Below are 26,024 nucleotides of genomic sequence, written 5' to 3'. Positions count from 1 at the left end.
CGGCCTATTTCTTATCACTTGCCTACTTCTTGCCGCCTGCCTTCAGGGCATCGGCTTCCTTCATGAACTTGCCATCGGGGCCTTGCCAGCGATTGGCTTTAGCATTCCAGACTGGCTTGCCCGCCGCCATCTTAGGTGCGCCCGCCGCCATCTTAGGTGCGCCCGCGGTTGCCGACTTTTCGCCACCGGCTTTTACAAACCGCCCCTTGGCATCGCGAGCGGCTCCCGCCTTCTTAGGCTCTTCTTTTTTAGCGTCCGCCTTGATAAAACGTCCTTTTGCATCACGCTGCGTGGCGGTTTTTGCGCCCTTTTCTCCTGGCTTTGTCTCACCGGGTTTGGTACCCTGGGCAAGTGCCGAAAGGGAGAAGAGGCTCACTGCGCCAAGCGCGATCAAAGACGAAAGTACACGATTACGAAGCATTATTGGCTCCCTGTTTTTTAGAGTTAGTGGTGCAACCCAACATGGTCACACCTGTATTTTGAGTGCCTGAGACGTGAGAAATGTTCCACAGACGGGTACAGTATAACATGTCGTCGTCATTGCAGAAAGTCTTGCCCCGGCGCTGGTATTTGGATGCACTCTCAAGCCTGGCTTTTTTAGCGCTGGGTATTTTCCTAATACGGCCCCTAAAAGCGTTCCCCCCCCTCGCGGTGTTCGTTATCTTATTTCACCTGGGCATGGCGTATTTTTTTGGGCGTAGCGCGGTGCGTAGTCTTTTGAAAATCCGACAGATTCCCTGAAACTAAAAGTTACGGAAAACGGAGCACGACGGGGCTGGTAGAATACCCTCGTGGAGAACTTCAAGCGCCTGCTGCACTATCTGTATCCTTACCGTGTTAGGGTTGGGCTGTCAGTGATCCTGATGTTCGTGGTGACCCTCTCCGCGATTCCGATGCCGCTCTTTCAGAAGCAGATTCTGGATGTGGCCATTCCGCGAGGCGACACAAAGCTTCTCTGGAAGATTTTCTTCGCGGTGATTGGTCTCTCGGCTGCACGTGGTGTTGTCTCTTTCACCCTCAACTATCTGATTTCCTGGCTCGGGCAGCGCGTTGTTTTCGACCTACGCTTCCAGAGCTACCGGCACCTTCAGCGCCTCTCGCTGGCCTACTACGATGGTCGTCAGCCGGGCAAGATCATGGCGCGCCTTACGGGCGATATTGATGTCATCCAGTACGCGCTTACCCAGGGCTTTGTCTATCTCATTACGGATCTTGCGACTCTGGTGATGATTATCGGCTGGCTATTTTATATCGAGTGGCGGCTCGCATTGATTGCACTTATCACGCTGCCGCTTTATGTCGTGAACTACAAATTGCTACTCGGGCGGATTCGCCCTGTCTCTGTCGAGCTGCGTGAGAAGTGGGAGCAGATGCTGGCGGGCCTCACCGAGAAGATCGGTGCCATCGCGGTAGTGAAAGCCTTTGCGCGGGAGGGCTATGAGGAGAGCGAGTTCATCAAGGCCGAGCGCGAGCGCTTTGTGATCGGGATGATGCAGACGCGCCTGAACCGTATTTTGGGGGCGAGCAGTCAGCTCATCCGCATGCTTGGCACCGCCACTCTCCTCTGGTTTGGGGGAAAGCTCGTGGGCTTTAAGGAAATGACAGCAGGGCAGCTCCTGGCATTTTACTCCTACCTTGCCTACCTCTACGACCCTGCTGTGCGTGTCGTGGACTTCAATGTTCAGCTCCAGTGGGCGGGGGCTGCGATCGAGCGTGTCTTCGAGACGTTGGACACGCGCCCTGAGATCATTGATGCGCCTGATGCCACCTATCTGCCGACCGTGAAGGGCGCGATCCACTTCGATCATGTCCACTTCGGTTATGATCCGACCAACTTAGTGCTCCACGACATTAATTTTCGGGTGAACCCTGGTGAGATTATCGCTGTTGTCGGTCCAAGTGGAGCGGGTAAGTCGACACTGGTCAACCTGCTCGCGCGCTTTTACGATGTTACCAAAGGCCGGATTTTTGTAGACGGCCACGATGTGCGTAAAGTGCGCCTTGAGACTATGCGTCGCCATATTGGATTAGTCTCACAAGAAACCATTCTCTTTTCGGTCAGCCTGCGCGAGAATATTCGCTACGGACGCAAAGAGGCCAGTGTGGCTGATGTGATCGCCGCCGCTAAAGCCGCCGATCTGCACGAGTTTATCCTCTCGCTCCCTGACGGCTACGACACCAAGATCGGGGAAGACGGCATCAAGCTCTCCGGTGGTCAGAAGCAGCGCATGGCGATTGCCCGTGCGCTGCTTGCCAACCCGCGTATTCTGATTCTTGACGATGCCACAAGCGCCTTAGACTCGCACACCGAGTCCCATATCCAGGCCGCGCTCGCCGAGCTGATGAAGGGGCGCACGAACTTCGTGATTGCGCACCGTCTCAGCACGATCTTAAACGCCGACCGCATTCTGGTCATGCAAGACGGTAAGATCATTGACCAAGGAACCCACACCGAGCTCAGCGCCCGGCCTGGCCTGTACCAAGATCTCTACAACGAGCAGTTTAAGACTGTCCAGGACCTTACCGACGAAGAAAAAGCTCGCCTGCTGGAGGCGGTATCAGAGCCCATCCTTCAGTAGGCCATCACCAGCGGTAGTCCACGGTTTTCAGAAATACCCGTGAGAGTACCATGTGGCCCGTCGGGGAGGGATGGACCTTATCGCCCGCCAGTGTGCCAAACGCGACGCTCCGGAGCGCTTTGTCGTAGGCGGCTTGCGTGTCTCCGAAGCGGCAGCCCGTCTCCTTGGCGAGCTTGTGGACGAGCTTTCCGTAGACATCCATCTGTGCGCGCATCGGCTGCGCCTTATCCGGCTCGACATAGAACGGGGTGAGTAGCGTGATGCCTTTGACTGTCGGGCGGGTCTTCTCGATTAGCTCACGGTAGGATTTCTCGAACTCCTCGGGGAAAACGCTGTCCGGGTTGTTGGTGCCCGAGAACTGCCGCCAGACATCGTTGGTGCCGATCATAATGCTCAGCCAGTCTGGCTTGAGGTCCAGCACATCCTTTTGCCAGCGCGAGACTAAGTTCCGAATCGTGTTTCCACTAATGCCCGTGTTTAAGACACGAATCTTGCGCTCTGGGTAGGTTGCCCCGAGTAGCGCGTTCACTTGTGCCGGGTAGCCGCCCCCCAAACCACCGCCCTCACCAACGGGCCGCGCCCGTCCCGCATCCGTAATCGAATCGCCGATAAACAGCAACGTTCCGCCTTCAATCTTCATAAAGCACCTACTCCTCGTAAAAATGCCCGGGCCAGTGTCATGTGCCCCACCGGGCCGGGGTGAATCCTGTCCCACGCAATGCTCACCGGATGGCTGTGTTCCAGAAGCGCATTAAAGGCAGCCTGCGTGTCCACGAAAATCGCCTCGAACTCCTCCGCAATCTCGTGCACCGCCGCGCCGTACTCATCCATACGCGCACGCATGGCATCGTCGGGATTGGCTTCGATCATAAACGGAGTCATGAGCACCAGACCCTTGAGCTTGGGGCGCGTTCGGTGGCAGAGGCTCCAGAGCGTCTCACTGTACTCCGCGAGCGGCACGGCGCGTTCGGGGGCGAGCGGTGCGTCGAACTGTCGCCACACATCGTTGATCCCGATCATCACGCAGAGCCACTCGGGAGCCAGATCGGTCACATCTGACTTCCAGCGGGCCGCGAGATCTCGCACTGTGTTGCCACTGCTGCCGACACTTCGGACACGGATCTGGCGTTCGGGGTAGACCGCCCCTAAAATCGCCGCAACATCGCGAACATACCCACCGCCGATGTCTCCCCAGCTCCAGGGATTGGCCTCGCCGACGGGGTGGGCTCGGCCACAATCCGTAATCGAGTCGCCGATAAAAAGTAGATTCGAGTTGGCTTCAATGCGCATAGCGCTTGCTTCGTCAAAAAGCCCTCTATTTCCTTCTTTCTTCACAGCACCTTAGGGTTCGGTATAATGACACGTTATGCCCGTTCCTCCGTCATTCAAACGCCTCGCGCCTGCCGGGTTTTATCTCCTGGCAGGCGTTATTGCTGTCTCTGATCAGGTCGTCAAAGCCCTTGTCAAGGCCCAGATTCCGCTCCACACATCGGTGCCACTTTGGCCGGGGGTGTTTCATTTAACCCACGTCCAGAACGATGGGATTGCTTTTTCCATGCTCGCGGGTAAGACCTGGCTGATCACGATCGCCTCGCTGGTTATCATGACTGGGATTGTTCTCTCGGAGCGGCGGACGAAAGGCGGGCTGGATCGCTTCACGGGAGTTGCGCTGGCGTTGCCGCTCGGGGGGGCGCTGGGAAATTTAATTGACCGTCTGCGCTCCGGGCTTGTCACAGACTTTCTGGACTTTCGCGCGATAAATTTTGCCATTTTCAACGTCGCGGACACGGCGATTACCACGGGGATATGTCTGCTGGCGATCCGCAGTTTTCTGCTGAGTGATCCGAGCGCTCCCCCTGTGCCCCCCCCAATCGCCACGGAGGAGAGTGCCTGATGCTTCCCATTTTATTTCATATCGGGAGCTTCCCGCTGCGCTCGTGGGGCCTCTTGCTCATGATCGCCTTTCTCATGGGGGCCTGGCGTGCTAGCAAGGCAGCGCCACGCTATGGGATCAAGGTGGAAGACTACTGGGACGCGTCGCTGGCCGGGCTATTTGGGGGCGTTCTGGGAGGGCGCTTAGGCTATGTTCTCCAGAACCTCTCCACCTATCTTGAGGATCCCAAAAAGGCGATATTCAGTATAGCGGCGGTCTGGCAGGGAGGCATGACCAGCTTCGGCGGCCTGCTGGGCGGCGTCGCTGTCGGGCTCTATGTCTGCAAGAAAAAGGGCATGAATACCTGGGATGCGATTGATTTGGGGGCGCCGTCGCTGGCAATCGGAATGTTCTTTGGGCGAATCGGGTGTCTGCTCAATGGTTGTTGCTACGGGCACCCGTGTGCGCTGCCGTGGGCAATGGACTTCCACCCCGACGAGCATACCGCGATTCTGAGAGTCCATCCCACGCAGCTCTACGAGGCTCTCGGGGTTGCGATTGCCTATGTTCTTTTAATCTCGCTGGAGAAGCGACGGGCGTTTAGGGGGCAGATTTTCCTGGCTTTTTGTGTTCTCTATGGCATCGTGCGTTTTGTTGTCGAGATCTGGCGCGAGCAGTCGGGTGCGGAGTCCGTTAAGGCAGGGCTCTCCACGGGACAGTGGGCAAGCCTCGGGGTTGCGCTTATCGCCGTCGCAGCCTGGCCGCTTCTGGCGAAGAAAAATCGAATAGTTTAATGATTGAGTTAGTGGTTACAGAGGCAGGAGGGCGCTTGGATGCGTTTCTTGCCGAGCATCTTCCCGAGGTCTCCCGCTCGCAGGCGGCGCGCTGGATTGATGAGGGCGCGGTGATTGTCAATGGGAAAGCGGTCAAGGTGTCCTACAAGACCCAGGCGGGCGATACAATTGGAGTCACGCCGCCGCCGATGAAGAGCACTGAGCTGATTCCTGAGAATATTCCTCTCACTATTGTCTTTGAGGACGAGGACTTGCTGGTGATTCACAAGCCCAAGGGAATGGTGGTGCACCCCGCGCCGGGGGCGCGTACGGGCACGCTGGTGCATGCCCTTCTGTCACACTGCAAGGGGCGGCTCTCAGGAATTGGTGGGGAAGAGCGCCCGGGCATTGTCCATAGATTAGATAAAGACACGTCGGGTTTGTTAGTTGTCGCCAAGAACGATGTGGCGCACCGCCACTTGCAGGAGCAGATTCAGAGCCGTGCCGCTAAGCGTACTTACGTGGCGCTGATCTGGGGGAGCCCCAACTTTGAGGATGCCCTGATCGAGGCCCCGATAGACCGGCATCCCAACGATCGGCACCGGATGGCCGTCAGCCAGCCGGGTGAGGGTCGTGAGGCAGCCACCGAGGTGCATGTGCTGGAGCGCCTTGGCCCGATGACCCTGATCGAGTGTCGGCTCCGCACCGGACGCACGCACCAGATACGTGTTCACTGCCAGTTCGCGGGCTATCCCGTGGTCGGCGACTCGGTCTATGGTGGCCTGCGCAAGCTCGATATTGAGACGCAGGGGCAGGCGCTCCATGCGTGCAAGCTGGAGTTTACGCACCCTCGAACCGGCGCGGCGCTCTCCTTTGAGCTCCCCTTGCCTGGCTACATGCGGGGGATTTGCGCCGCCTACCGCCGAACAAATCCGATGTAGCTCGCGGGGTATAATTGCTCTATGCAACGACTTGCCGCAACTCTTGCCGCGCTGGGGCTCGCCGCGAGCGCTCTCTTGCCCGCCGTGTCCCAGGATAAAGCCAAACCCGCGCCGCCTCGCCCTGAGGTGATTCAGCTCTTCGAGACCCATGTCCGCCCGACTTTTGTGGCCTCATGTCTGGCTTGTCATAGTAAAGGCAATGCGCTGGGGGGCTTGCGCTTCGATGGTCCGGTGACTCTTGCACAGGCCGCCGAGATCGTCAAACGTGTCAAAGGCGAGGGCGGCAAGCCCCGGATGCCCCAGGGAATGGCGGCGCTCGCACCCGAGAAAATCGCGGCGATGGAGGGCTGGGCCAAAGCCGGTGCCCCCTGGCCGGAGCTGAAGGGGTTGTTGGGGGGGAAGCTCTGGTCGCTGGAGCCGGTGAAAAAGCCTCTTCCTCCCGTTAACGCACTAAAAGTCTGGGCGCGCAGTGGCATTGATAACTTTGTGCTGGCTAAACTAGAAGCGGCTAAACAAAAGCCGGTTGCCTACGCCGACCGCCGGACACTGCTGCGCCGGGCGAGCTACGAACTGACAGGGCTGCCGCCAAGCGCTGAAGATGTCACTGCTTTTATTGCGGATAAGTCGCCGGATGCATGGCCTAAAGTCATCGATAAATTGCTTGCCTCGCCGCGCTACGGCGAGCGGATGGCGCGCTTCTGGATGGATATCGCCCGCTACGCCGACACCAAGGGCTATGTCTTCGTGGACGACAGAAACTACTACCACGCCTACACCTACCGAGACTGGCTGATCCAGGCATTTAATGACGACATGCACTACGATCAGTTCCTGCGCTACCAGCTTGCCGCAGACCGAATGGAGCTTGGCGAAGACCGGCGGCATCTGTCTGCCCTCGGTTATTTGACTCTCGGGCGGCGCTTTATCAATAATATCCACGATATTCTCGATGACCGCATTGATGTCACGATGCGTGGGATGCAGGCGATGACCGTGGCGTGCGCCCGCTGCCACGACCATAAGTTCGATCCCATTCCCACCAAGGACTACTACGGCCTCTACGCCATCTTCGCCTCTAGTAGTGAGAACGAGCCTATTATCTCAAAAAAAGAGATCCGTGAGCCGTATGAAAAGCACGATAAGCTGTTCCAGGTCGCTAAAAACGAGCGAGAGGAGCTGATTCGCGCCGAAGTCCGTCGGCTACGTGAGACGGTGAAGGCGAGCACGGCGACCCCTGAGCTCAAAGCCATTCTCCAGGGTTTCCGTGAGAACGAGCAGCCCAATGACAAGCAGCGCGGCGGGCTTTTGCCTAGCTTTGAGGCCACCAAACGCGACCGGCTCGCGGAGCTGGACAAATCTCTGGTCGAGCTGAAGAAGACCTATCCACCCACGCCCGAGTTTGCCCATGCCATGTCCGAGGCGGCTCCACGGCCCGGCGTTGTTTTCAAGCGTGGCAACCCTGGCAGCCCTGGCGATCCCGCACCACGCCACTTTCTGAGCTGCGTGGTAGGCGACACGCAAACCGAGTTCCCAACGGGAGGGCGGCTGGAGCTTGCAAACGCGATTACCGACAAGAACAACCCCCTCACGGCGCGCGTGATCGCGAACCGAATCTGGGGCTTGCACTTTGGCACGGGCATTGTCCGAACCCCGTCCGACTTTGGGCGGCAGGGCGAGAAACCCACGCATCCGGAGCTTCTCGACTGGCTGGCTGCAACCCTTGTGGAAGATAGCTGGAGCCTCAAGAAACTCCAGAAGAAAATCTTGCTCTCGGCCACCTGGATGCAGAGCAGTGATGCTAGCGAGGCCGCATTTGTGAAAGATCCGGAGAACCGGCTCTACGGACGGCAGAATCGGCGGCGCCTAGAGCTGGAGCCGCTGCGCGATAGCCTCTTGCTGGCCTCGGGGGCGCTGGACATGAGCAAGATCGGCGGCAAGAGTGAGGAGCTCTGGATGGGGGCCTACACGAAGCGCCGCGCCGTGTACGGCTTTATCGAGCGCCAGAACCTACCCGCGATCTTTAAGACACTGGACTTTGCCACGCCCGATGTGAGCAGCCCGCAGCGCTTCAAGACCATCGTGCCACAGCAGGCGCTCTTTCTCATGAACTCTCCGCTGGCCGCGGATCAGGCACGTGCACTGGCAAAGGGCGTGACGGGCAAGGACGAAGCGCAGAAAGTGTCGGCGCTCTACCGAAAGCTCTTTGAGCGCTCCCCGACCAAAGACGAGCTCAATCTTGCGCTGAGCTACTTAATCGCCCCCGACAAGGCGGCGCTCAAGCTCGAAACCCAGTCCAGCGCGACGTGGCGCTACGGCTGGGGCCTCGTGGACGATGCGGTTGGGCGCACGACAGCATTCAACGAGTTCAAGGTATTCGCCGATGCCCAGTGGCGTGTGGGCGACAAACTCCCCGACCCCACGCACGGCTGGCCGTTCCTGAGCCGTGAGGGCGGTCATCCTGGCGATCCACAGCACCTAGTGATCCGTCGCTGGGTCAGCCCGCTGGAGGGGACGGTGAAGATCAGCGGAACCCTAAACCACCCTGGCACGGTGGGGGATGGCGTTCGGGGCCGCGTCGTCCACTCACGGAGCGGCGTGCTTGGGGAGTGGGTGGCGCAGAACAGTAAGGCAGAGACTAAGCTCACGGCAGTTGAGGTCAAGCGAGGCGATACCCTAGATTTTGTGGTGGATTGCCGTGCCAACGAGAACACGGACGCCTTTGCCTGGGCACCGATGGTCGTGTTCCCCGGTGCCAAAAAGCAGGCCTGGGCTGCGGACAAAGACTTCGGCGGCCCGCCCCCCGCTCCACCAACGCCGCTGAGTAAGTGGGAGCGATATGCCCAAGCGCTCTTGATGACCAACGAGTTTCTCTACGTGGACTGAAAGTCCTGAGGCAGTGGAGGGGATGTCTCTCGCCGGGCGATATCTCCCTCTCCGCCAAAGATTTGCCCTACAATACCCGCGAAGATGCGGCCTGTATCCCGCCAGAATACTGTAGGGGGCACCCTGACCTGCCGTAGGATGCCACGGTGATCAATCAGGACGGCAAGGCAGGCAAGTCGGTAGAAGCCCCACCAGAGGAGCCAAATTGTCAAGCAGATCGGTGCTGAGTGACGTCGGAAGGCGGCTGTGAGAAATGCCGTATGGAACGCTAGGTGCCCCTCCTCATCCTCGCAAATCTGTGCAAAGAGACGGCGTGCTTCCTCCGCCATGCCCCCATCACGAAGTGCGGCATAGTAGCGCTTGGCAATCATCTCCGCCACCAGCAGGACGCAGATCTCTGTCTTCAGACCCATCCGTCGTCGGAGCATAATAAAGAGAGCATCACTCCAGTGCCAGTGAAGCCGTGGGGCTCCTAGGGCGTCCAGGAGTGCCCCCAGCCACTGTGCGTGATCCTGTTCCTCTCGGATAAATAGAGAAATCGCCTGTTGGTAGGTGGGATCGCCCAGCCGGGCGGCCACCGCCTTGAGGTGTGTTCCCTCACCTGACTCACCGAGCTCAAAGCGCTGGAGGGAGTGTATCAGTGCGTCGTGATTTCCTCCGCCAACGATCCTCGAGGGGAGTGTGAATTGGGGACGGTTGGTGCTACGTGATTGAAAGTAATAGTGCCACTCTTGCATTTCTATCTCGATTCAAAGAACTTTGTTTTACAAAGTATATTGGAGAATGTGCCTGCTGTCAAGGGGAGTGTGGGCTATTTGATGATCGCCTGAAGATTGTGTACGGCATCAGTCGGCCAGAGGACACCGATGGTGAGTAGGAGGTTCGCGTAGGGCTGCTGCTCACCGGTGGCAATCACAAGGGCAACATCGGAGGTGATGGCGGCTTGATAGAACTCGGGCAGGGGGCGCTCAGTCAGTGGGATTTCAGGGAGCAGAGTGCGAAACTCTGACCAGATCGGCGGTTCGGTGCCATCCTCGGACTGCATTACCTCAGCGCTCTCGATGGGGATGGCATGGGTGAGGGCATCGAGCACTTCTGTCACCTTCACGCAGCCGGGCGCGAGGTTTAGAAATACTTTTGTCGCCGTGGGGTTGGACTTGGTGCTATGAGGGTAGTTGCCATCGGTGATCAGCACTTTGGCCCGATGCCCTGCCATGGCGAGGGCACAGAGGATCTCCGGGTGGATCAGGCGGGTTTTGAGCATGCGCTACCCCACTACTCCAGGAGCGCGACGCGGCGCTCGTATTTTTCGTAGGCGGTCAGGCAGGCGGTGAGCCAGGGGAATGCTGCCGCGTAGCCCGCCAGAACATCGCTGGGGTAGTGGACTCCTAGGTAGACCCTGCTTGCTCCGATTAGCGCAATGAACTTGGTCGCCAGAATCGCAATCCCAATGCGCTGCTTTAGCGGCTTGCCCTTCATCCACCAGTAGGCCAGTGTCCCGTAGAAGCACAGCGAGATAAACGAGTGGCCCGAGGGAAAACTAAATGTCTCCTCTGTGGCGAGCGCCTCAACCAGCGTCGGGCGCTGCCGTCCCACGCGGTACTTAATGGTGCCGATAATGGCGCCACCGCCGGAGAGTACCACGGCCATTAAGACGGCTTCGTTGCGCCATTTCTTGCTTCGCCAGGCGATAATCATGCTTGCCGCCCCGAGTGCCGACATGGTATCGGGGCGTGCCAGGTCGGAGACGGTCCGCATGAGTGCGGTGCGGCCCGGTGTACGCAGCGACTTCGCGAGATTTAAGCCATCGTGATCGAAGCGCCAGACTCCATCCTGGCCACGAATATCATCGGCGATCGTGAAGAACAGTGCCATTGCGCCTGCGGACACGGCGGCACCGAGCGCCACAGGCGTCAGGGCAACTTCCACGAGCGGCAGAAGCTTTTTTCGTGCCTTTCGCCCTAAGAATGCCGCCGCCGCCGCACCAGCCGCCGCTGCGAGCCGTCTACTCAGACTCATTCGCTGTCGTCCTTGAAGCCGGAGTTACGGAACATCTCAGCGATTTTCTTATCGCGCTCTAGCCGCTGCTTCTCTTCCCGTGCTATCTTGAAGGGGTTGTTCGACTGCTTTGCACCGCGCATATCGCGATCCATATCCGCAAAGCGCAGATTGGGCGCGTTTTTCTTCTTTCCAAACCGGGTATCAAACCACAGACGTCCACCGCGCACCCACCACCAAGCTGCCGCACTCCCACTCAGGCCGGCAAAACCTGCCCAGGGGCTGTGGAGCATCTGGGCGGTGTAGAAGAACTGTAATAAAACCGTGATTCCGGCGATCCAGAGTGCGGAGATTGGAAAGAGAAACTGGAAACGAATCGTGGCCGCGCGGTTGATCCAGCACCAAGCCACGGTGACTGCTGGAAGCGACATTCCTAAACTGGCAAACACCGCTAAAGGCAGCGGCAGCAGCACGATGGCCAACAAGACAGTCGCACCCGTGAGGGCGGTTGTGGCCAGAACGAACTTGGTGAGCTGGGCGGTGCCCCAGGCGCGTTCCATACTCCCGCAGACCGTCCATGCCCAGAACGCATTACAGAGAGTCCAGAGTGCGCCCCCAGTTCCCACGAGCGGCCAGGTAACGAGTGTCCACGGAAAGTGCAGGCTCTCGGCGGTGAGCGCCAGGCCCCGGGTGAGCCAGCTTCCGTTTGTAAAGTAGCCCAATAGAAATGTCAGAGCACTCGCTCCAATGAGAACGAGCGTGAGGGGAGTGTCGCGTGAGCTAAGCTGTGGCATCTGTGGGGGGGGGGACTGGTTCTGCTGATACATTCTCTCTATTCTACCAAATTTAGTAAAACCAGTAATCGTCTCAGGATCAATCCTAGTATAAGCACGGTGGTTTGCCCTCTTTACGTCCCCGATGATTTGTGTACGGAAACATCATGGGTAAAATCACACACATCCTCGCCGCACTTATGGGGCTCGCGTGCTTGGGGAAAACAGTGAGTGCGGGACATATCGTGCAGCAGACGCGTGTCTTGGCGGGAAAGATAGTCTATGTTGTGCGGGTGAACCTTGACTCAGACAGCGTGCTTGTCCAACCGATGCTAGCACAGGGTGGGGTGGGCTGCTCGGAGAGCCTGGCGTCCATGGCGACGCGTGGGGCAAGAGTGGTTCTGACCGGTGCGTTCTTCGATACCCGTAGCCTCCAACCGATGGGCGATATTGTTATTGGCAAGAAGCTGGTGCATTTTGGGGGGCGTGGGGCAGCACTCTGCTTGCGCCGCGTGAAAGGTGCGGAGGGCTGGGTGGCGGGAATTCGTGCCAATGACGGCATTGACCGCCACACGGACTGGGGCAAGAGTGAGATCGTTCTTGCGGGCGGCATTTTGCTTCTCAAAGACGGCGAGATTGTGGTGAACCCAGCCAAGTCTGGCTTTAGTCCGCTGCTACAGAAGCCCGATCCGCGTGCAGGTGTCGGGATCCTAAAGAGCGGCGATCTGATCTTAGTGGCTACAAAGAGCCCCGTGACGCTGACCGAGTGGGCACAGATTCTTAAAGAAGCCGGGGCGGTGGACGCGCTGAACTACGATGGGGGCTCGTCCACGGGGCTCTATCTCGATGGAAAGGCGCTGGTCGCGCCGGGGCGAAAGCTCACCAACGCGCTGGCTGTCTATGTGGAGCAGCCCACGGCGGTGGCCAAGAAATCGGTCAGTAAAAAGAAACCCGTGGTTGTGGCGAAAGGGTAACACCTCGCCCGTATGGGATAATGCGTTGTGCAAAACCGTGTCTGGGCGGAGGTCTCTCTGGAGGCTATCGCCCATAATTTTCGTCTCCTGAGCGCTCGCTACGGCGATGTTGCCGCCGTCGTGAAGGCCAATGCCTATGGTCATGGCCTGGTTCCCGTGGCGCGGGCGTGCGTTTCCGCCGGGGCAAAGCGGCTCTGTGTCGCAACACTTGAGGAGGGGATGAGCTTGCGTAAAGCAGGACTCTCACAGGCGATCTATCCGCTGAGCGCTCTGCTACCTGAAGAGGCCACCGACTGTGTCCGCGCCGACCTCACCCCGTTTATCTCCAGCCCAGAGTTCTTTGCCGCCTTTGCCGCCGCCGCTAAAAATGCTCCGATTCCCGCACGCTGCTACCTCGTGTTCGACACGGGAATGGGCCGCGAGGGGCTAAATGCCTCTGCACTTCGCCCGCTTCGTGCGAGCTGCCCAGCGCAAGTGGAAATTGTCGGGATCGCCACGCATTTATCGTCTGCCGATGAAGCCGAGCTGCTGCCGACAAAAGCACAGTGTGCGGCGTTTGCTGAAGCCACGGTGGGCTGGCCCGGGGAGGTCTCGGTAACCAACTCGCCGGGAATGCTACGCGTGGAAGCCTCCGGTTTTCACCGCGCCGGAGCGATTCTCTACGGTATCGAGCCATATCCCGGTGCGCTGGACGAGTGCCCCACACTTGCTGCCATGGTCGTTAAGGCGCGTCTGACACTGGTAAAGGCTCTCCCTGCGGGCGCGACCGTGGGCTATGGACGAACCCACACGCTGACCCGCGATTCCGTGATTGCCACTGTCCCGGCGGGCTACGGCGATGGCTGGCTCAGGGCGCTAGGCAACTGTGGCTTTGTGAGCGTGCAGGGCCAGCGTTGCCCAATCGTGGGGCGTGTCTCAATGGATCAGTGCCAGGTGGACATCACGGACGTTGCAGGCGTTTCGGTGGGGGATACCGTGACACTGATCGGAGAGGGAATTACGGCTGTGGAGGTGGCGCAGTGGGCCAAGACAACGGCGCACGAGCCGACGACACTGCTCAATAGCCGGGTGCCGCGTTACTACCCGAGTTCGGTGTGAGAACGGCCAGGAAGCGTTGCAGGGCGCGGGTTGGGGTGCGGCCTTTGGGGAGCAAAACCCCTGTCGGACGGGTGAGCTCCTCGCCCGCAAGGGGACGCGTGACGAGTGTACCGTCGCGCACTTCGCGCTCGATGGTCGGCTCGGGTAGAATGCTCACACCCAGTCCGATCTCGACCACGCGCTTGATGGTCTCGATATTATCAAAAGCCTGCGTGATACGCACCGTGACTCCGTGCTTGGCCAGAAAGGTGTCTATCAAATCGCGCGTCGGGATGTCCTGGGCAAAGGCGACAAAGGCAAGTCCCTGGAGATCTGTTGCCGCAAGGGTGTCTTTCCCTGTCAGGACGTGGTCGGGGGGGAGCGCCACCACCATGTTTTCTGAGGGGAGCGGGAGAATGGAGATTCCGGCGCGCTCGCGGGGGCAGGCGACAATGCCGCAGTCAATGGTTCCCGCCTGAAGCGCTTCGTAGATCTTGTCGGTGCGCAGGTACTCCAGATGAAGGTTGACCATCGGGTATTGCCGTAGAAATGTCGTGACGGCAGGAGTCAGGGCATGGAGCCCAATGGAATAGACAGTCGCCACTTTAAGGGTTCCGCCAATCTCTCGCCCCAGATCTGCCAGCTCACGGTGCAGAGCATCCGCACGTGCTAGAATCTCCAGGGCATAGCTCAGGGTGCGCTCGCCCGCCTCGGTGAAGTGCGCCCCGGGGCGGCCCTTGCCCCGCTCAACCAGGCGATGCCCCAGCTCCTTTTCGAGTGAGAGGACGCGCTGACTCATGGCAGACTGGGAGACAAAGTGCTTGCCTGCCGTCTTGGAGAAAGATCGTGTCTCCGCAAGATCCACAAAGAGCCGAAGTGCGTCAAGATCCACGGCTAGAGTGTACCTGAAAAGACCGTCTCCGCCGGGCCTGTCAGTTGGAGGGAAGAGCCGGGGAGGCCGTCCCAAGTGATAGTGAGTGTCCCGCCGCGCGAGGTCACTGCAACGGGTTCAAGGCGCGTCGCTCGGCCTGTTTGGATCGCGACAGCGGCGGCGGCGCAGGCTCCCGTCCCGCAGCCGAGCGTCTCGCCGACGCCCCGCTCCCAGATGCGCAGTTGAAGGCGATTGGGGCCAGTGGCGACGGCCCAGAGCACGCTGGTTTTCTCTGGGAAGAGCGGGGCATTTTCGAGGGCGGGGGAGTCTTGCAGAAAAGTCGTGTCGCTCGGCAACACCGTGGGCCATAGCACGGTGTGGAGCGAGCCTGTGTCCACCGTGGTTCCACCGGGAACGCTCTGCTCCCAGAATTGCGGCGGTGGCAGCGTGAGAGTTACTTGCGAACCGACAGAGTAGGGAATCGGCCCGGAGCGGGTCTGCGCGATGCCTTCCCTGGGAACTTGGCGGCGCTCCACGGCAAGCGTCACGACGCAGCGGAGGCCATTGCCACACATCGTGTCCTCGGAGCCGTCGGCATTGAAGATGCGAAAGACCAGTCCTTTGTCACAAGGCTTATAGGTCAACAGCCCGTCGGCGCCGATCCCGAAGCGCCGGTCACAGACGCGTCGGGCGAGGGCTGTGAGATCGGTGTTCTCCGGCTCCGCGAGGACAACGAAATCGTTGCCGACCGCCTGCATTTTTGTGAAGGGAGTCACACCAACTCTTCAAGGCGCAGGGCGGCGGTATCTGCAACACGGTTGAACCAAGCGCCACTTGGGTCCACTTGCGGGAACCACCAGGCAGACGGGCGGTAGTCGGTGTGGGGCAGACCGTGCAAGGTCTGGAGCGCATTTTTTGCTAGCCGGGCTTTGGCGATCTCCGCCTCGGTCTCGATACGTCGCAGTGTGGCTCGTGCAGCGATGGCCTCGGGCGCACGCTCGATTACCTTACGCTCACGATGAAGCTGGCGGGCTTTGAGCAGGAGCTGGCGCACCGTGCGGCGATTTTTTGTCAGAGGGATCTCAAAGTGCTGGGTCCGCTCGGCGAGGGCGGCGGAATCCAGCACGGAGCCACGGGCACGAAAATCATCCCCCTTGGCGTGTTCCCGAGTATTGGACTCAGCACGGAGACGACGCACATCCCCTAAGAGCGTGTGCTCTTCGCTTCGGAGCGCCTCGGCTTTATCCCACTGGGCACGCAGAACCTGGCTTGCGTCGGCGTAGTCGGCGCGGGCCGTGAGAAGGCGATGCTGCTCCAGATAGGAAAGCAAAGCGTTCGGGGAGCGCAGTGCCGCGAGTTCTTTAAGGCGGCGCTGCTCCCACTCACGCCCGCGCTGCCAGCACGCCGCGAAGTCATCGGCCTCGACCGTAGGGCGGCCCAGCGCTTGGGCAAGATGAGGCGGCAGAGTCAGAGAGACTCCCGACACAGCGCTGAGGCTGTCCCAGGTGGCGTACCGGACACGCAGAATGGGCCGTAGCTCTGGGTGACGGATTCGGAGGCGCTGGAGTGCCCCCATCAGCTTGGCCGTGCGCCAGGAGTAGCTGCTCGCGCCTTCGTGAAAGACCAGAACCCACTCTGCGGCAAGCATCGGCAAGAGCGCGACTGCTTTTCCGATCAGCACACAGTCCGGCCCCAGTGCGCTCTCAATACGCTCGGCGAGCTGACGTACACTGGTAATCACCTTCTCACCGGGTAGGCAGATCGGCTCGGGTGTGTCTATCCAGATGGAGCCATCGGCACGTACACGCAGCGTTCCCCGGCCTTTTCCAGGCACCACGAGATCGAAGGGACGTGCTCCTGGTAGGAACTGATCGAGGGTGTACTGCTCCCCGCCTTCCACAGCGAGATCGTAGGCTTCGCGTGCCTGAGCGCGTGTGGCGGGATCAAGAAACGCCTGCACCAGCCAGAAGCGCGGCAGCTCGCAGGTCTGAGTGTTGAAGCGCAAGAGCGTGGTGGTGCGTGTGGTGGCAAAATTCTGCGGCGGGGTGCCCAGCAGCAGCTCATAGAGCCGTGGGAGAAGATATTTATACAGACACGGCAGGAGCGCATCGGGGTGCGCGTCTGCGAAGTCGTCCATCCAGCCGAGCAGCGTGTTGCCAACACTACTGCCCTCCGTTGCCCAGGTGATCTGCTCGCGCAGGGTTGGAAGAATCTCGCTGAGCTTCACCTCCGAGGCGATCTGTCGCTCCCAACCGGAGTGCAGGATCCCCGTCCAGCCCCACGCCATGGTTAGTTCGGAGAGAAGCGCATCGGGGTCATCGGCAAAGGCGAGTGCTTTCTTGAGCGAGACACCCGCCTCACTCTGCAAGCGATCCCGGGTGGGGACATCCTCGGAGCCAAAGAGCTGACTCATCTCCCCAGCGGCGGACCAGAGCGCCCGTGTCTTGTTGTCATCGTGGCCCACCAAGGCGAAGGCATCGCTGCCGGGCTGATGGAAACCGTGGAGCTTGGCGAAGTAGTCGGTATCATGGACGCCCGCTAGGATATGTGCGTCGGGCCAGAAGCTGTCGAGCCGTCGCCTCAGGGTCGCTTTTGTGGGCTCGTCCCAGAGCGCGGTTTGCCCGAGCGCAAGGAAAGTGGTTTGGGGGAAGCGCTCACGAAGGACGCAGAGCGCATCCTCCCGACAGTCGCCTTCTGTGTTGGGGGCATCGGTCATTGTAGTAGGGTTCAGTATATCCTAGATACAAACGCCTGTTTAGAGAAGTTCCGGTTAAATTTTATCTGGTTCTAAACCCGCTCGTAGCGCGTGTTGCGGCGGGCGGGCGTGTACCCGGCATCCACAATCAGGCGCTCCATTTCGTCGGTGGAGACGGCGAACGTACAGCCTGCGGTGCTCACCACGTTCTCCTCCATCATGGTCTGGCCGAAGTCATCCACGCCGTAGCGCAGGGAAATCTGCCCGATCTTGGGGCCTTGTGTCACCCAGCTTGCCTGCATGTGTGCGAAGTTATCGAGCATCAGGCGCGCGATGGCGATAGTGCGTAGGTAGTCCAGTCCCGATGCCCGCGTGCCGCCTAGCTCCGTGCCATCGGGCTGGTAGCTCCAGGCTGCGAAGGCCGTAAAGCGCGCGGGGGAACTGGCAATGCTCTCGTCCTGAAGCGCCCTCAGGCGCATAAAGTGCTCAACCCGGTCCTCGTAGGTGTCCACGGAGCCGTACATCATGGTCGCTGTGGAGGGAAGCCCCACTTTATGCGCCACCCGCATACAGTCCAGCCACTCGTCGGCGGTGTCTTTATACTTGCTGATGAAGTTACGCACCCGGTCTGTCAGGATCTCCGCGCCACCGCCGGGGATAGACTGCAAACCCGCGGCTTTGAGGCGCGTGAGGGTTTCCTCCATCGTGAGCTTGCTGATATTTTTCACGTAGATCAGCTCAGCGGGAGAGAAACAGTGACGAATGATGTGCGGGAACTCGGCGCGCATCCAGCTCAGAAGCTCTTCGTACCACTCTATTTTGAGCTTCGGGTTCAGCCCGCCCTGCATCAGCATCTCCACCCCACCTACATCGGAGAGCTCTTGGAGCTTCTGATGAATCTGCTCGCGTGAGAGAATATAGCTCTCGCCGCTCTTGTCGCCGGGCGTGCGGTAGAAGTTGCAGAAGCTACAGCGTACCCAGCAGACATTAGTGTAGTTGATGTTGCGGCTGACGATATAGGTGACCGTTTTCTCGGGATTGAGGCGTCGGCGCACGGCGTCGGCTAGGAGAGCAAGCTCATCGAGGTTCGGGTGGGAGAACAGCCGCAGGGCATCCTCGGCGCTCAGGCGCTCTTGATTCCAGACTTTCTCGGCAATATCGGTGATATCGCTCTCCGGGGCGCGTTTGGACGGGGTAAGAGGGAACATGATCGTCGCCTTTCCAGACTTCGTGATTGTTTTCACAAAGTATACCTGTCGTGAACTTCTCTGTCAACCACTGCGTACATGATACGATGGAAAGGAGATTGCAATGACTATTTTCGGGGCCGTTTGTGCAGTAGTGCTTGGTTTTCAACAGGGCGGGCAGGCGACGCTTCCTACGGAGAAACGGGAAGCGCTTCCCCAAAAAGTGCGGGTAGACGGCCAGCGCGTTGCCTTCGAGCAGCAGAAACTTGCCGTGCGCATCCCGCTGGGCTGGCAGCGTCTGGCCACTGTCGGGCAGTCGTCGGGCTTGCTGGCGAGCTTCGCACCGCTGGGAACCAGCGGCGCAACGCTCGCGCTCTCGTTTTCCGAGGATCCGGGCCGCAGTCGCCTTCCTGACAACCTTCCCACCACGATTGCTCTCGCGCTGGCGAAACGCTATCCGGGCTTTCAGCAGACCACGAAGCAGCGGCTGACACTGGCCGGTGCCGATGCCTGGCTACTTGACGGGCAGCTTAAGCAACCGGGGCAGAGTGCTCTGGTGCGCAACCGACAGGTCTATATCTGCCACCAGGGGCGTATCTACATTCTGACACTCACGTCCAAAAAAGAGGACTTCGAGCGCCTGGCTCCGTCGCTGGAGCGCCTGCTTAAGAGCATTGAGTGGCTCCACTAGCGGCAAACTTGCAACCAGCAAGGCGGTAGGGGTATCCTAAGTCATTATGGGATTTTTACCTCAAGCGCCGCCTGCGATTGCCATTCCGCAGCCTGCCGCACAATCAGCGAGTAGCACAATGGTGTCTGTCGTGCCGAACCTCTACTGGAGTGTCTCCGCGCGAGGTCCGCTCTTGGTTGTTGGCGCGGAGAAATACTCCCTGGTGAGCGAACCCAAGCCCATTGATTTCTTTAGTGGAGCAATGGGTGGGATGTTCGCCATGATGCCAGACATGGAGGCGCTGACCGGTCAGAAAAAGCCCGTTGTGACACCGCTGGGAGCCGCGCCTCGCGAAGGCTGGAACACGGCGCTGGTGGTGCAGCGTTTTGGCGGCCAGGTTGTCCGGTGTGGCGGCGTGAGTGTCTTAGCCGCGCAGCTTCTCCCCGACAAGAGCGCGAGCGCGAGTCCCTTTAGTGATCCCGACATGAAGGAGCTGATGCAGGAGGGAATGGCGATGGGGCTAGGCATGGGCGGAAGCCGCCTTCTTCCGCTTCTTGCCAGCCTGAGTGTGAGCCAGCTCCAGCAAGCGTCGTCGTCGGGCCTGCCGCTCTCTAGCCTCGACACCAAACAGCGTGCGCTCGCGCAGCCTCTGCTGCGTCGAACCCTGCCGTTTCGGTTTGCACAAAAGCCGAACTTCCCCGATGCCGGGCCGCTGGGCACCCCGCCGGTAATCCCCGTGGCGGATCAGAATCAGTTTAGGCTCCGCCTCTCGCGTGCTCTGAACCTGTCTCCTAATCTTCCTGATTTCGCGGCAGCGGGCGGTGGTGGGGCGCGGCTGACGATGCAGTTTGGCAACCTGATCACTGACAGCGACGCGCCGGGAAATACGCGAACCCTGGCACTCAAGGCGGGCAAGGCTCCCAATCCGATGGCGTTTATGGCGCTGCTGGGGGGGGGGGCGGCGGGCAATAAAGGGGTTCCCGCTCGGCGGAAACCCTCTGATCTCAACACCGATTCGGGCGGACTGAATGCCCTGATTCCACTCGCGGGTGTGTCAACGGTGGACGCGCTGGTTGCCCGGATCGCGCAAGCAACGAAAGTGCCGCTCTTTGCGGATCAGCGCATCGGCAAGCTCAGGGTGAGCGCTCGGGGAACCAGTGCACGAGCGGGCGATCTGGTGCAGGCGCTCTGTGTGGCTGTCGGGGGCGCGGTGCGGCGAATCAGCGATGATAGGGAGTCGGTGTACTTACTGACGGATCAAGTGGCGCTCAAGCCTAGCGAGAACCCCATGAGTGCTCTGATGGCACCCATCTCAGGGATGATGCAGGATCAGCGCAGTGCGGAGCGCCTGGCAAAGGATGCCAAGATCCGGCTGATCCGCCAGGCGACCCTGCGGGCGCTGCCACGCGGGACGGGCGCGAACTTCGGCGCGAAGTTCTGGCAGATTGCTGAGGCCAAGCCCACGGGCGACGGAAATATGGTTCCGCTCGGGGAGCTCTCGCCAGAGCTACAGAAGCAAGCTCAGGAGCGGCACGATGCCTTCGCGGGAGCGCTTTCCAACATTCCCGACGGCACTCCTGGAATAACCCGTCGCGACCCGCAGCCTTTAACGCAGGTGCGCTGTAGCCAGAGTATTGTTTTAGAGCTGGTTGCCCCCACACTAGGAGCCGTCGCGACTCTAGCCACCGCCGATGCCAACGAGATCCACCCGGAGCTTCCCGTGCCCGCGCCACCGCCCGCCGTGACGCTCTCGTCCAGTTTGAAGCAGCGTGTGGTCACCACAGCCCTGCCTAGCACCGAGGCGCAGGGAGCGGTTCTGGTCGCGTCGGCGGTGGCGCGGGGCCTGACGGAGCTGCGTGTCTCCGTGCCCGTGGGTAAAGACAAAGAGCTGGCACTCTTGGGCGCGGAAGCAAAGGGAAAGATCGGGGTTGTGGCGGTTCTAGCCCCGCTGGAGCCGCTCACCCCCGATGCTGTGCGTGATAAGTCCTGGGCTGGGCAGTCGCTTACCGAATGGATTGTCTCCCCGGAGTCGGCCAAGCTCCTCGCCAGCATGCCGCCTCAGCTCGCGCCGATGATAGGGCGGATGCTGGGGGCCGATTTTGTCACCCCCGAGAGTGCGGATGTGGCCGGGTTTGTGGCGCGTGCCAAGCGCCTGCTGGCCCTCCCGGGGGTTACTGGCTTTGCGCTGGAGCGCCTGGCAGCCCCTGGCTACCGCGACAGTGCTGGAGGCATGGGCGATGGCTCGGCGTTCTTCTGGCAAGGGGGAGCCAACGCCCGAGAGCGAGTCGCCTTCACCAAGGATCAGAAATCCGATGCGGCGGAGCTGGGCGGCTTCAACTTCGCCGATATCTTCAATGCACAAGGCCCCCGCGCCGCCTGGGGCAAGCGCACGACGGCGCGAAACGATGTGTTCCTGAAGCGCTTGGACACCGCGCTCGCCAAAGAAACGCTCGCTCCCGTGTCTGTTCTGGCCAGTGTTCAGCCGCCGCGCTGGGAAAAATGGACAGGCAAGTACCCCGCAGGAGCCGCGATTACCTCCGCCCTCCGCCCCGCCCTGAAAATACTCGCTTACAGCACTATGTTCGCCCAGCCCGCCCAATTCGGCGATGCCAGCGACTTCGCGGGCTTCGATGAGCCGGATCAGTTCACGGGAGTGCTGGGCAAAGAACTCCAGAAACTCAACGACCCCGAAGCGACCGTCCGCTGGGATGGAATCGTGATAGATTTGGCAGATCTGCCCGTGGACGCAGCACTTGCATTGCTGGAGCGAGCACTGCTACCAAAGTGAGGAAGCACAGCAACAAAAGAGCCGCTGTCACTTAGCGTGTTTGAAGTCCCCAAGGTAGAATAAGGTAACCTTCCCACGGTGGGAAGGAATCCCTTATTGCTAAGGAAATCTAAATGCAACGTCGAGCTTTTACTCTTATCGAACTTCTTGTCGTGATCGCGATCATCGCGATTCTCGCCGCCATTCTCTTTCCTGTTTTCGCCCAGGCTCGCGCCAAGGCCCGTTCCATTAGTTGTGTTAGCAATGTCAAGCAAGGAGCCCTCGCTGTTCTGATGTATGTTCAGGACTACGACGAGATGCTGCCACGCCTCGACAACGACCGCACCGGCGGTCATACTCCTGACTGGGGCGACCCGGGTACCACCCAGGCTTGGGGCAACCACATGTTCCTGGGCGTGGTTCAGCCCTACATGAAGAACTGGCAGATGACGGTCTGCCCTGAAGCGGGCAAGTCTAACTGGCCAGTTGCCATCCCGAACGGTAGCGTCTGGGGCGGACCCTACATCAAGGCAATGGACGATGCGGGCTACTACGCCAGCTCCTTCAGCCAGATGGCTGTCAATATTCTCCTGGTGGAGTGGGGCGCTCGGGGAGCAACCGCTGCTATTACCCGTCCTGCCGAGACTGTGATGCTGGTTGCGGACTCCGTCTGGGACAACACCGGTGTCTCCATCTCCGCCGCCGTGGGTAACACGGGTGTCTGGCCGGAGAACGTGCCTGGTGGCTGTGTGGGTCTGGGAGGACAGGGCTGGACCTGGTACCTGCACTCCAACACGAAAGGCCGTGGCGGAAGCCGCGCCGCCGTGGAGTCGGGCCGCGCCAATGTGGCGTTTGCCGATGGTCACGTCAAGTCCATGGTTCACAACGACTTAGAGCGCTGCGACTTTAGCACCACCGCCAATGGTAGGATCTTCACGTACTGGGACTACCGCTACTAAGAGATCGAGAAAGAGAGTACTATGATTAAGAAATCCCTTTCGACCGCGTTTCTTCTCGCGCTCCTGGTATTGCCGCTCATCGGCTGCAATAGCCAAACACAAGAAGAGAAGCCGGCCCCGACATCCGCCTCTATCGACAATAACTCGCCCGCAGCCAAAACGGCAGTGGGCATCCCGCCACCCGACAGCGGCATGCCGCCCCCTGGTGGGGGGGGTGGTCTGAAGGGCAAGAAGCGCTAGTCGCTTCCTTAACCAAGTGAAAACGGCGCAGAGCATTTGCTCTGCGCCGTTTTTGCGACAAGAGGCTGTGCGCCCTACAATAGGCCATGAGCCTACGCCTCGCGTTCTACGGAGAGTCCCTCGCTGAGCTTCTGGAGATCCTGGAGCGACTTGCACGTGCCGGAGTGAAGACGCAGCTCTGCCTGGCTCCCCCCACGAGCCTGCCCGCCGATCTGGAAGCCATAGGGCTTCTCTGCACCCATCCTGCTGCTCTCCTGCCGCTCCGTGCAACCATCCACCATGTGCTGACAACTCCCGAAGCACTGGGCACGGCTCTGGAGGGAAGCGCGGATTCGCTGGGCACGTCGGCGATTCCCGTCGTGTTTGGTGCGCCGGAGCAGGGCCGCTATGTCGCGTTTCGTGGCCTCCACACCCAGCTCTACCCCGAGGCGCTCTGGGCGATTGCCCGCCAAGAGACAGACCTGGCGGTGACGCTACACCAGGAAACCCAGCGCTTCTCCCTCTACGATATCAACTGCCTGTACCTCGACGCGGGCCGGGAGGCGGTCAGAACCCGCATGCGCGAGATCCAAGCCGACCCCGATCCCAGTGTCGTTTTCTTCGATAGCCTGAGCGTCGCGCACACCGCACTGATCGGGGAGTTTCTCTGGGAGCGTAAGCCGCCTCTCGTTGCCGGCTCCATCGCCGTGGAGAGTGCGCTTCTCGCCGCCTGGAAGACGGCACGGCTCCTGCCCGAACCCGTCACTCTGAGTAAGCCGGAGCGAGTCGAGCAGCTCTTCGTCGTGAGTGGTGCGCCCCCGGAACAGCTCGCGCCGCAGCTTACCTGGGCACGAACACAGGGATTCTTCTGCCACACGTTCCGGGAAGCGGCGCGGGCGCAAAAAGTCATTACCGGGGCGCTCTCAGTCGGGCATAGTGTGGCGCTCTACGCGGGTAGCTCGATCCCCATGGAAACCGAGCTCGCCCAGACTCTGAGCACGGTTCTGAGTACGCAGAAAGTGAAGCGGCTCGTGATCTATGGCGAGCGTCTCTGCCAGAGCCTCGTCGCCCCGCTTGCCTTCGATGCCCTGGAGTGGGTTGCACCACTGCTCCCCGGCGCCCCGCTCTGCCGCCTCGTCGGCGGACCGTTTGCGGGTACCGAGCTGGTTTTGTGCGCAACCCCGCCCGAGCAGGCGGACTTTCTGGCCAGCGTGCGTACCGGAACGCAGGGCTAGAGATGCCACTGCCTGACAAAGATTTATGAAGGAAATCCCGCGCCGCTGGTCAATACTACTACTATGAAACGCATTACGGTGGCTCTCTTGCCTTTTTCGTTGTTGTTCGCGCTGACGGGCTGCGGCGGCTCGGGTACCGCCACGGAGAGCGCTAGCCTACCCGGTGGCTCTGCGTCACGCGGAGCCGGAGCGATGCCCGGGGAGCCTGCAAGCGCGGGAAGCGCAGCAGCGGCAGCGGCACCCTTCACCTCCGTAGGTCTATTTCTCACCGGCACCGATGCCGCAAAGCCGACCTGGGAGCATGTCTGGGCGACCATCTACAAAGTGGAGGGGTTCGGAGCGGATAGCAAGCCTCTCACTCTTTTCACCAGCGGCGAGGGCTTCCTGGTAGACCTCACCCAGCCTGGAGCGCTGCCCGGAGCGGGCGTGGCGGCGGCGAGCCTACCCGGCCTGACCCGATTGCGGCTCACTCTGGCCCCTGCGGTGCAGGCCAGCAAGAGGGAACAGAGTACAGTGGAGACAGTGGCACTGGTGCCCGCCCTGCCCAAGGACGCCGACGGGCGCGCTGTCGCTACCCTCACGCTGCCAAAGCCATTTGAGGGTGGCGCACTCACCCTAGCGGCGGATCTGACAAAGTTTATCCCGACCGACGGCAAAGCGGGGTTGGAGCTGACCCCTGCCGATGCTCCTAAAACCCCGACGCCGCTCACCGCAGCGGGCACGCTACGTGGCGGGCTTCTAATGCTGCCCGGCGGCGGACGCCTCACGCTGGAGCTGGCGGGAGCACAGCTCGCCAACGCCGATGGCAGCTCGCGCCCCAAGCTCACCGATGGCGCGGCGGCGATCGTGGAAGGGCTGCTCTCCCCAGACAGCAAGACACTGACCGTGAGCCGCTTGACACTGGGCCGTGCGGAGCTGGCCGCGCTTGAGGGAGTCCCCTCGGATCCAGACCCGAAGCTGGGAACATTTGCGCTCACCCTGAGCCGTGCCACCGGAGTTTTGCCTACCCGCCTCGCCGTGAGCGCGAATCTCGCGGAGAAAGCGGTTCTGCGCGGACGTGGTGGGCTCCCGCTCACCCGCGAGGCTTTTTTAGCCGCGCTCGCCGAAAAATCAGTCCGTGTACGAATCGAGGGGGGCTACGAGCCCGCCACCAGCGCGTTTGCCGTGCGCCGCGCCTGGCTACTGGGCAAGAGTGCCCGCGAAGCGCAGGCGACGGGTAGTGTCACGGTGGAGGATAAATCAGGCGTTCTCACCCTAGTCCAGCCGACAGACTGGGACGGCTTCACTCCGGGCGAGAAAGGTCTTAGCCTGACTACCACCACCGCAACCGCCTACCTCGACGAAAAGGGGGCGACACTCACCCGCGAGGCGTTTGTCGTCGCACTAAAAGAGCGAACCGCAAGCGCGGTGGGCTTGTTGGATGGCGACGGTAAGCTGGCCGCGACAAAGCTCACTCTAGCCGCCGCCCTTCCCAAGCCGGAGCCGGAAAAGAAACCCGTCGAAGGAGAGAAGAAAGCTGCTGTTCTCGATAAAAAGTCCTCCTAATCTCT

General features: G+C 60.5%; 24 protein-coding genes. 13 read left to right on the top strand and 11 right to left on the bottom strand.

Annotated elements, in window-relative coordinates; translation table 11 throughout:
- Positions 1–22: 22 nt before the first annotated feature.
- A complete protein-coding gene (locus tag ACH2ED_RS14585) occupies positions 23–421 on the bottom strand; it encodes a hypothetical protein (RefSeq protein WP_395092456.1) in 399 nt (132 codons plus the stop codon).
- 370 nt (positions 422–791) lie between these two features.
- Here ACH2ED_RS14585 and ACH2ED_RS14580 point away from each other — a divergent pair, with 370 nt between their 5' ends.
- A complete protein-coding gene (locus ACH2ED_RS14580; protein WP_395092453.1) occupies positions 792–2,579 on the top strand; it encodes an ABC transporter ATP-binding protein in 1,788 nt (595 codons plus the stop codon).
- Between the two features lie 4 nt (positions 2,580–2,583).
- Here ACH2ED_RS14580 and ACH2ED_RS14575 read toward each other — a convergent pair whose 3' ends face one another.
- On the bottom strand, positions 2,584–3,219 hold the full coding sequence (locus ACH2ED_RS14575; RefSeq protein WP_395092451.1) for an SGNH/GDSL hydrolase family protein: 636 nt from the start codon (positions 3,217–3,219) through the stop codon (positions 2,584–2,586).
- Positions 3,216–3,869 (bottom strand): SGNH/GDSL hydrolase family protein, encoded by a 654-nt coding sequence (locus ACH2ED_RS14570; protein WP_395092448.1) that lies wholly within the window; start codon positions 3,867–3,869, stop codon positions 3,216–3,218. The genes ACH2ED_RS14575 and ACH2ED_RS14570 overlap by 4 nt, the downstream gene beginning before the upstream one ends.
- Positions 3,870–3,945: 76 nt before the next feature.
- On the opposite strand from ACH2ED_RS14570, the gene lspA reads away from it, so the two are divergent.
- From lspA to ACH2ED_RS14550, 4 genes are read left to right on the top strand one after another with little or no spacing between them, the layout of a single operon-like run.
- Complete coding sequence (lspA, locus tag ACH2ED_RS14565) at positions 3,946–4,473, top strand: signal peptidase II (protein ID WP_395092445.1); 528 nt, start codon at positions 3,946–3,948, stop codon at positions 4,471–4,473.
- Positions 4,473–5,246: a prolipoprotein diacylglyceryl transferase gene (lgt, locus tag ACH2ED_RS14560; protein ID WP_395092443.1), complete on the top strand. Its 774-nt coding sequence runs from the start codon at positions 4,473–4,475 to the stop codon at positions 5,244–5,246. Before lspA ends, lgt begins: the two co-directional genes overlap by 1 nt.
- Positions 5,246–6,166 (top strand): RluA family pseudouridine synthase, encoded by a 921-nt coding sequence (locus ACH2ED_RS14555; RefSeq protein WP_395092441.1) that lies wholly within the window; start codon positions 5,246–5,248, stop codon positions 6,164–6,166. The genes lgt and ACH2ED_RS14555 overlap by 1 nt, the downstream gene beginning before the upstream one ends.
- A 21-nt stretch (positions 6,167–6,187) precedes the next feature.
- Positions 6,188–9,049, top strand: a complete 2,862-nt coding sequence (locus tag ACH2ED_RS14550) for a DUF1549 and DUF1553 domain-containing protein (RefSeq protein WP_395092439.1) — start codon at positions 6,188–6,190, stop codon at positions 9,047–9,049.
- Here ACH2ED_RS14550 and ACH2ED_RS14545 read toward each other — a convergent pair.
- The 4 genes from ACH2ED_RS14545 to ACH2ED_RS14530 form a co-directional block, all read right to left on the bottom strand.
- Entirely contained in the window at positions 9,037–9,786 is a 750-nt protein-coding gene (locus ACH2ED_RS14545) for a ferritin-like domain-containing protein (RefSeq protein ID WP_395092436.1), read from the bottom strand. The two genes, ACH2ED_RS14550 and ACH2ED_RS14545, sit on opposite strands and share 13 nt — an antisense overlap.
- Positions 9,787–9,860: 74 nt before the next feature.
- On the bottom strand, positions 9,861–10,313 hold the full coding sequence (locus ACH2ED_RS14540; RefSeq protein WP_395092434.1) for an RbsD/FucU family protein: 453 nt from the start codon (positions 10,311–10,313) through the stop codon (positions 9,861–9,863).
- 11 nt (positions 10,314–10,324) lie between these two features.
- Positions 10,325–11,068 carry a phosphatase PAP2 family protein gene (locus ACH2ED_RS14535; RefSeq protein ID WP_309698101.1) on the bottom strand — a complete coding sequence of 248 codons (744 nt, stop codon included), beginning with the start codon at positions 11,066–11,068 and terminating at the stop codon, positions 10,325–10,327.
- A complete protein-coding gene (locus tag ACH2ED_RS14530; RefSeq protein WP_395092431.1) occupies positions 11,065–11,874 on the bottom strand; it encodes a DUF1751 domain-containing protein in 810 nt (269 codons plus the stop codon). The genes ACH2ED_RS14535 and ACH2ED_RS14530 overlap by 4 nt, the downstream gene beginning before the upstream one ends.
- Before the next feature lie 113 nt (positions 11,875–11,987).
- Between ACH2ED_RS14530 and ACH2ED_RS14525 the strand changes: the two genes are divergently transcribed.
- Both ACH2ED_RS14525 and alr read left to right on the top strand, forming a co-directional pair.
- Positions 11,988–12,794, top strand: coding sequence for a phosphodiester glycosidase family protein (locus tag ACH2ED_RS14525; protein WP_395092428.1), 807 nt, complete (start codon positions 11,988–11,990; stop codon positions 12,792–12,794).
- Positions 12,795–12,821: 27 nt separating this feature from the next.
- The gene (alr, locus tag ACH2ED_RS14520) at positions 12,822–13,892 is read left to right on the top strand and encodes an alanine racemase (protein WP_395092426.1); all 1,071 of its coding nucleotides are present in this window, start codon (positions 12,822–12,824) and stop codon (positions 13,890–13,892) included.
- Here alr and ACH2ED_RS14515 read toward each other — a convergent pair.
- The 4 genes from ACH2ED_RS14515 to mqnC form a co-directional block, all read right to left on the bottom strand.
- Complete coding sequence (locus ACH2ED_RS14515; protein ID WP_395092424.1) at positions 13,852–14,763, bottom strand: LysR family transcriptional regulator; 912 nt, start codon at positions 14,761–14,763, stop codon at positions 13,852–13,854. The two genes, alr and ACH2ED_RS14515, sit on opposite strands and share 41 nt — an antisense overlap.
- A gap of 2 nt (positions 14,764–14,765) precedes the next feature.
- Positions 14,766–15,518, bottom strand: coding sequence for a diaminopimelate epimerase (gene dapF / locus ACH2ED_RS14510; protein WP_395092421.1), 753 nt, complete (start codon positions 15,516–15,518; stop codon positions 14,766–14,768).
- The gene (locus ACH2ED_RS14505; RefSeq protein WP_395092418.1) at positions 15,515–17,458 is read right to left on the bottom strand and encodes a hypothetical protein; all 1,944 of its coding nucleotides are present in this window, start codon (positions 17,456–17,458) and stop codon (positions 15,515–15,517) included. The genes dapF and ACH2ED_RS14505 overlap by 4 nt, the downstream gene beginning before the upstream one ends.
- Positions 17,459–17,529: 71 nt before the next feature.
- Positions 17,530–18,681: a cyclic dehypoxanthinyl futalosine synthase gene (gene mqnC, locus ACH2ED_RS14500; protein WP_395092416.1), complete on the bottom strand. Its 1,152-nt coding sequence runs from the start codon at positions 18,679–18,681 to the stop codon at positions 17,530–17,532.
- A 67-nt stretch (positions 18,682–18,748) separates the two neighbouring features.
- Here mqnC and ACH2ED_RS14495 point away from each other — a divergent pair, with 67 nt between their 5' ends.
- The 6 genes from ACH2ED_RS14495 to ACH2ED_RS14470 all read left to right on the top strand — a co-directional run bounded on the left by ACH2ED_RS14495 (position 18,749) and on the right by ACH2ED_RS14470 (position 26,019).
- Complete coding sequence (locus ACH2ED_RS14495) at positions 18,749–19,315, top strand: LpqN/LpqT family lipoprotein (RefSeq protein ID WP_395092414.1); 567 nt, start codon at positions 18,749–18,751, stop codon at positions 19,313–19,315.
- Positions 19,316–19,361: 46 nt separating this feature from the next.
- Positions 19,362–22,082 (top strand): hypothetical protein, encoded by a 2,721-nt coding sequence (locus ACH2ED_RS14490; protein ID WP_395092412.1) that lies wholly within the window; start codon positions 19,362–19,364, stop codon positions 22,080–22,082.
- Positions 22,083–22,195: 113 nt separating this feature from the next.
- A complete protein-coding gene (locus tag ACH2ED_RS14485; RefSeq protein WP_395092410.1) occupies positions 22,196–23,020 on the top strand; it encodes a prepilin-type N-terminal cleavage/methylation domain-containing protein in 825 nt (274 codons plus the stop codon).
- A gap of 21 nt (positions 23,021–23,041) precedes the next feature.
- Positions 23,042–23,260, top strand: a complete 219-nt coding sequence (locus ACH2ED_RS14480; RefSeq protein WP_395092407.1) for a hypothetical protein — start codon at positions 23,042–23,044, stop codon at positions 23,258–23,260.
- Positions 23,261–23,346: 86 nt separating this feature from the next.
- Positions 23,347–24,474, top strand: coding sequence for a hypothetical protein (locus ACH2ED_RS14475; protein ID WP_395092404.1), 1,128 nt, complete (start codon positions 23,347–23,349; stop codon positions 24,472–24,474).
- 63 nt (positions 24,475–24,537) lie between these two features.
- Positions 24,538–26,019 carry a hypothetical protein gene (locus tag ACH2ED_RS14470; RefSeq protein ID WP_395092401.1) on the top strand — a complete coding sequence of 494 codons (1,482 nt, stop codon included), beginning with the start codon at positions 24,538–24,540 and terminating at the stop codon, positions 26,017–26,019.
- The last annotated feature ends 5 nt before the right edge of the window (positions 26,020–26,024 follow it).

It is taken from the genome of Armatimonas sp., from assembly GCF_043757465.1.
Lineage (GTDB): Bacteria > Armatimonadota > Armatimonadia > Armatimonadales > Armatimonadaceae > Armatimonas.
Note: the sequence above shows the minus strand (reverse complement) of the source record. Positions and strands in the feature narration are given on the sequence as shown.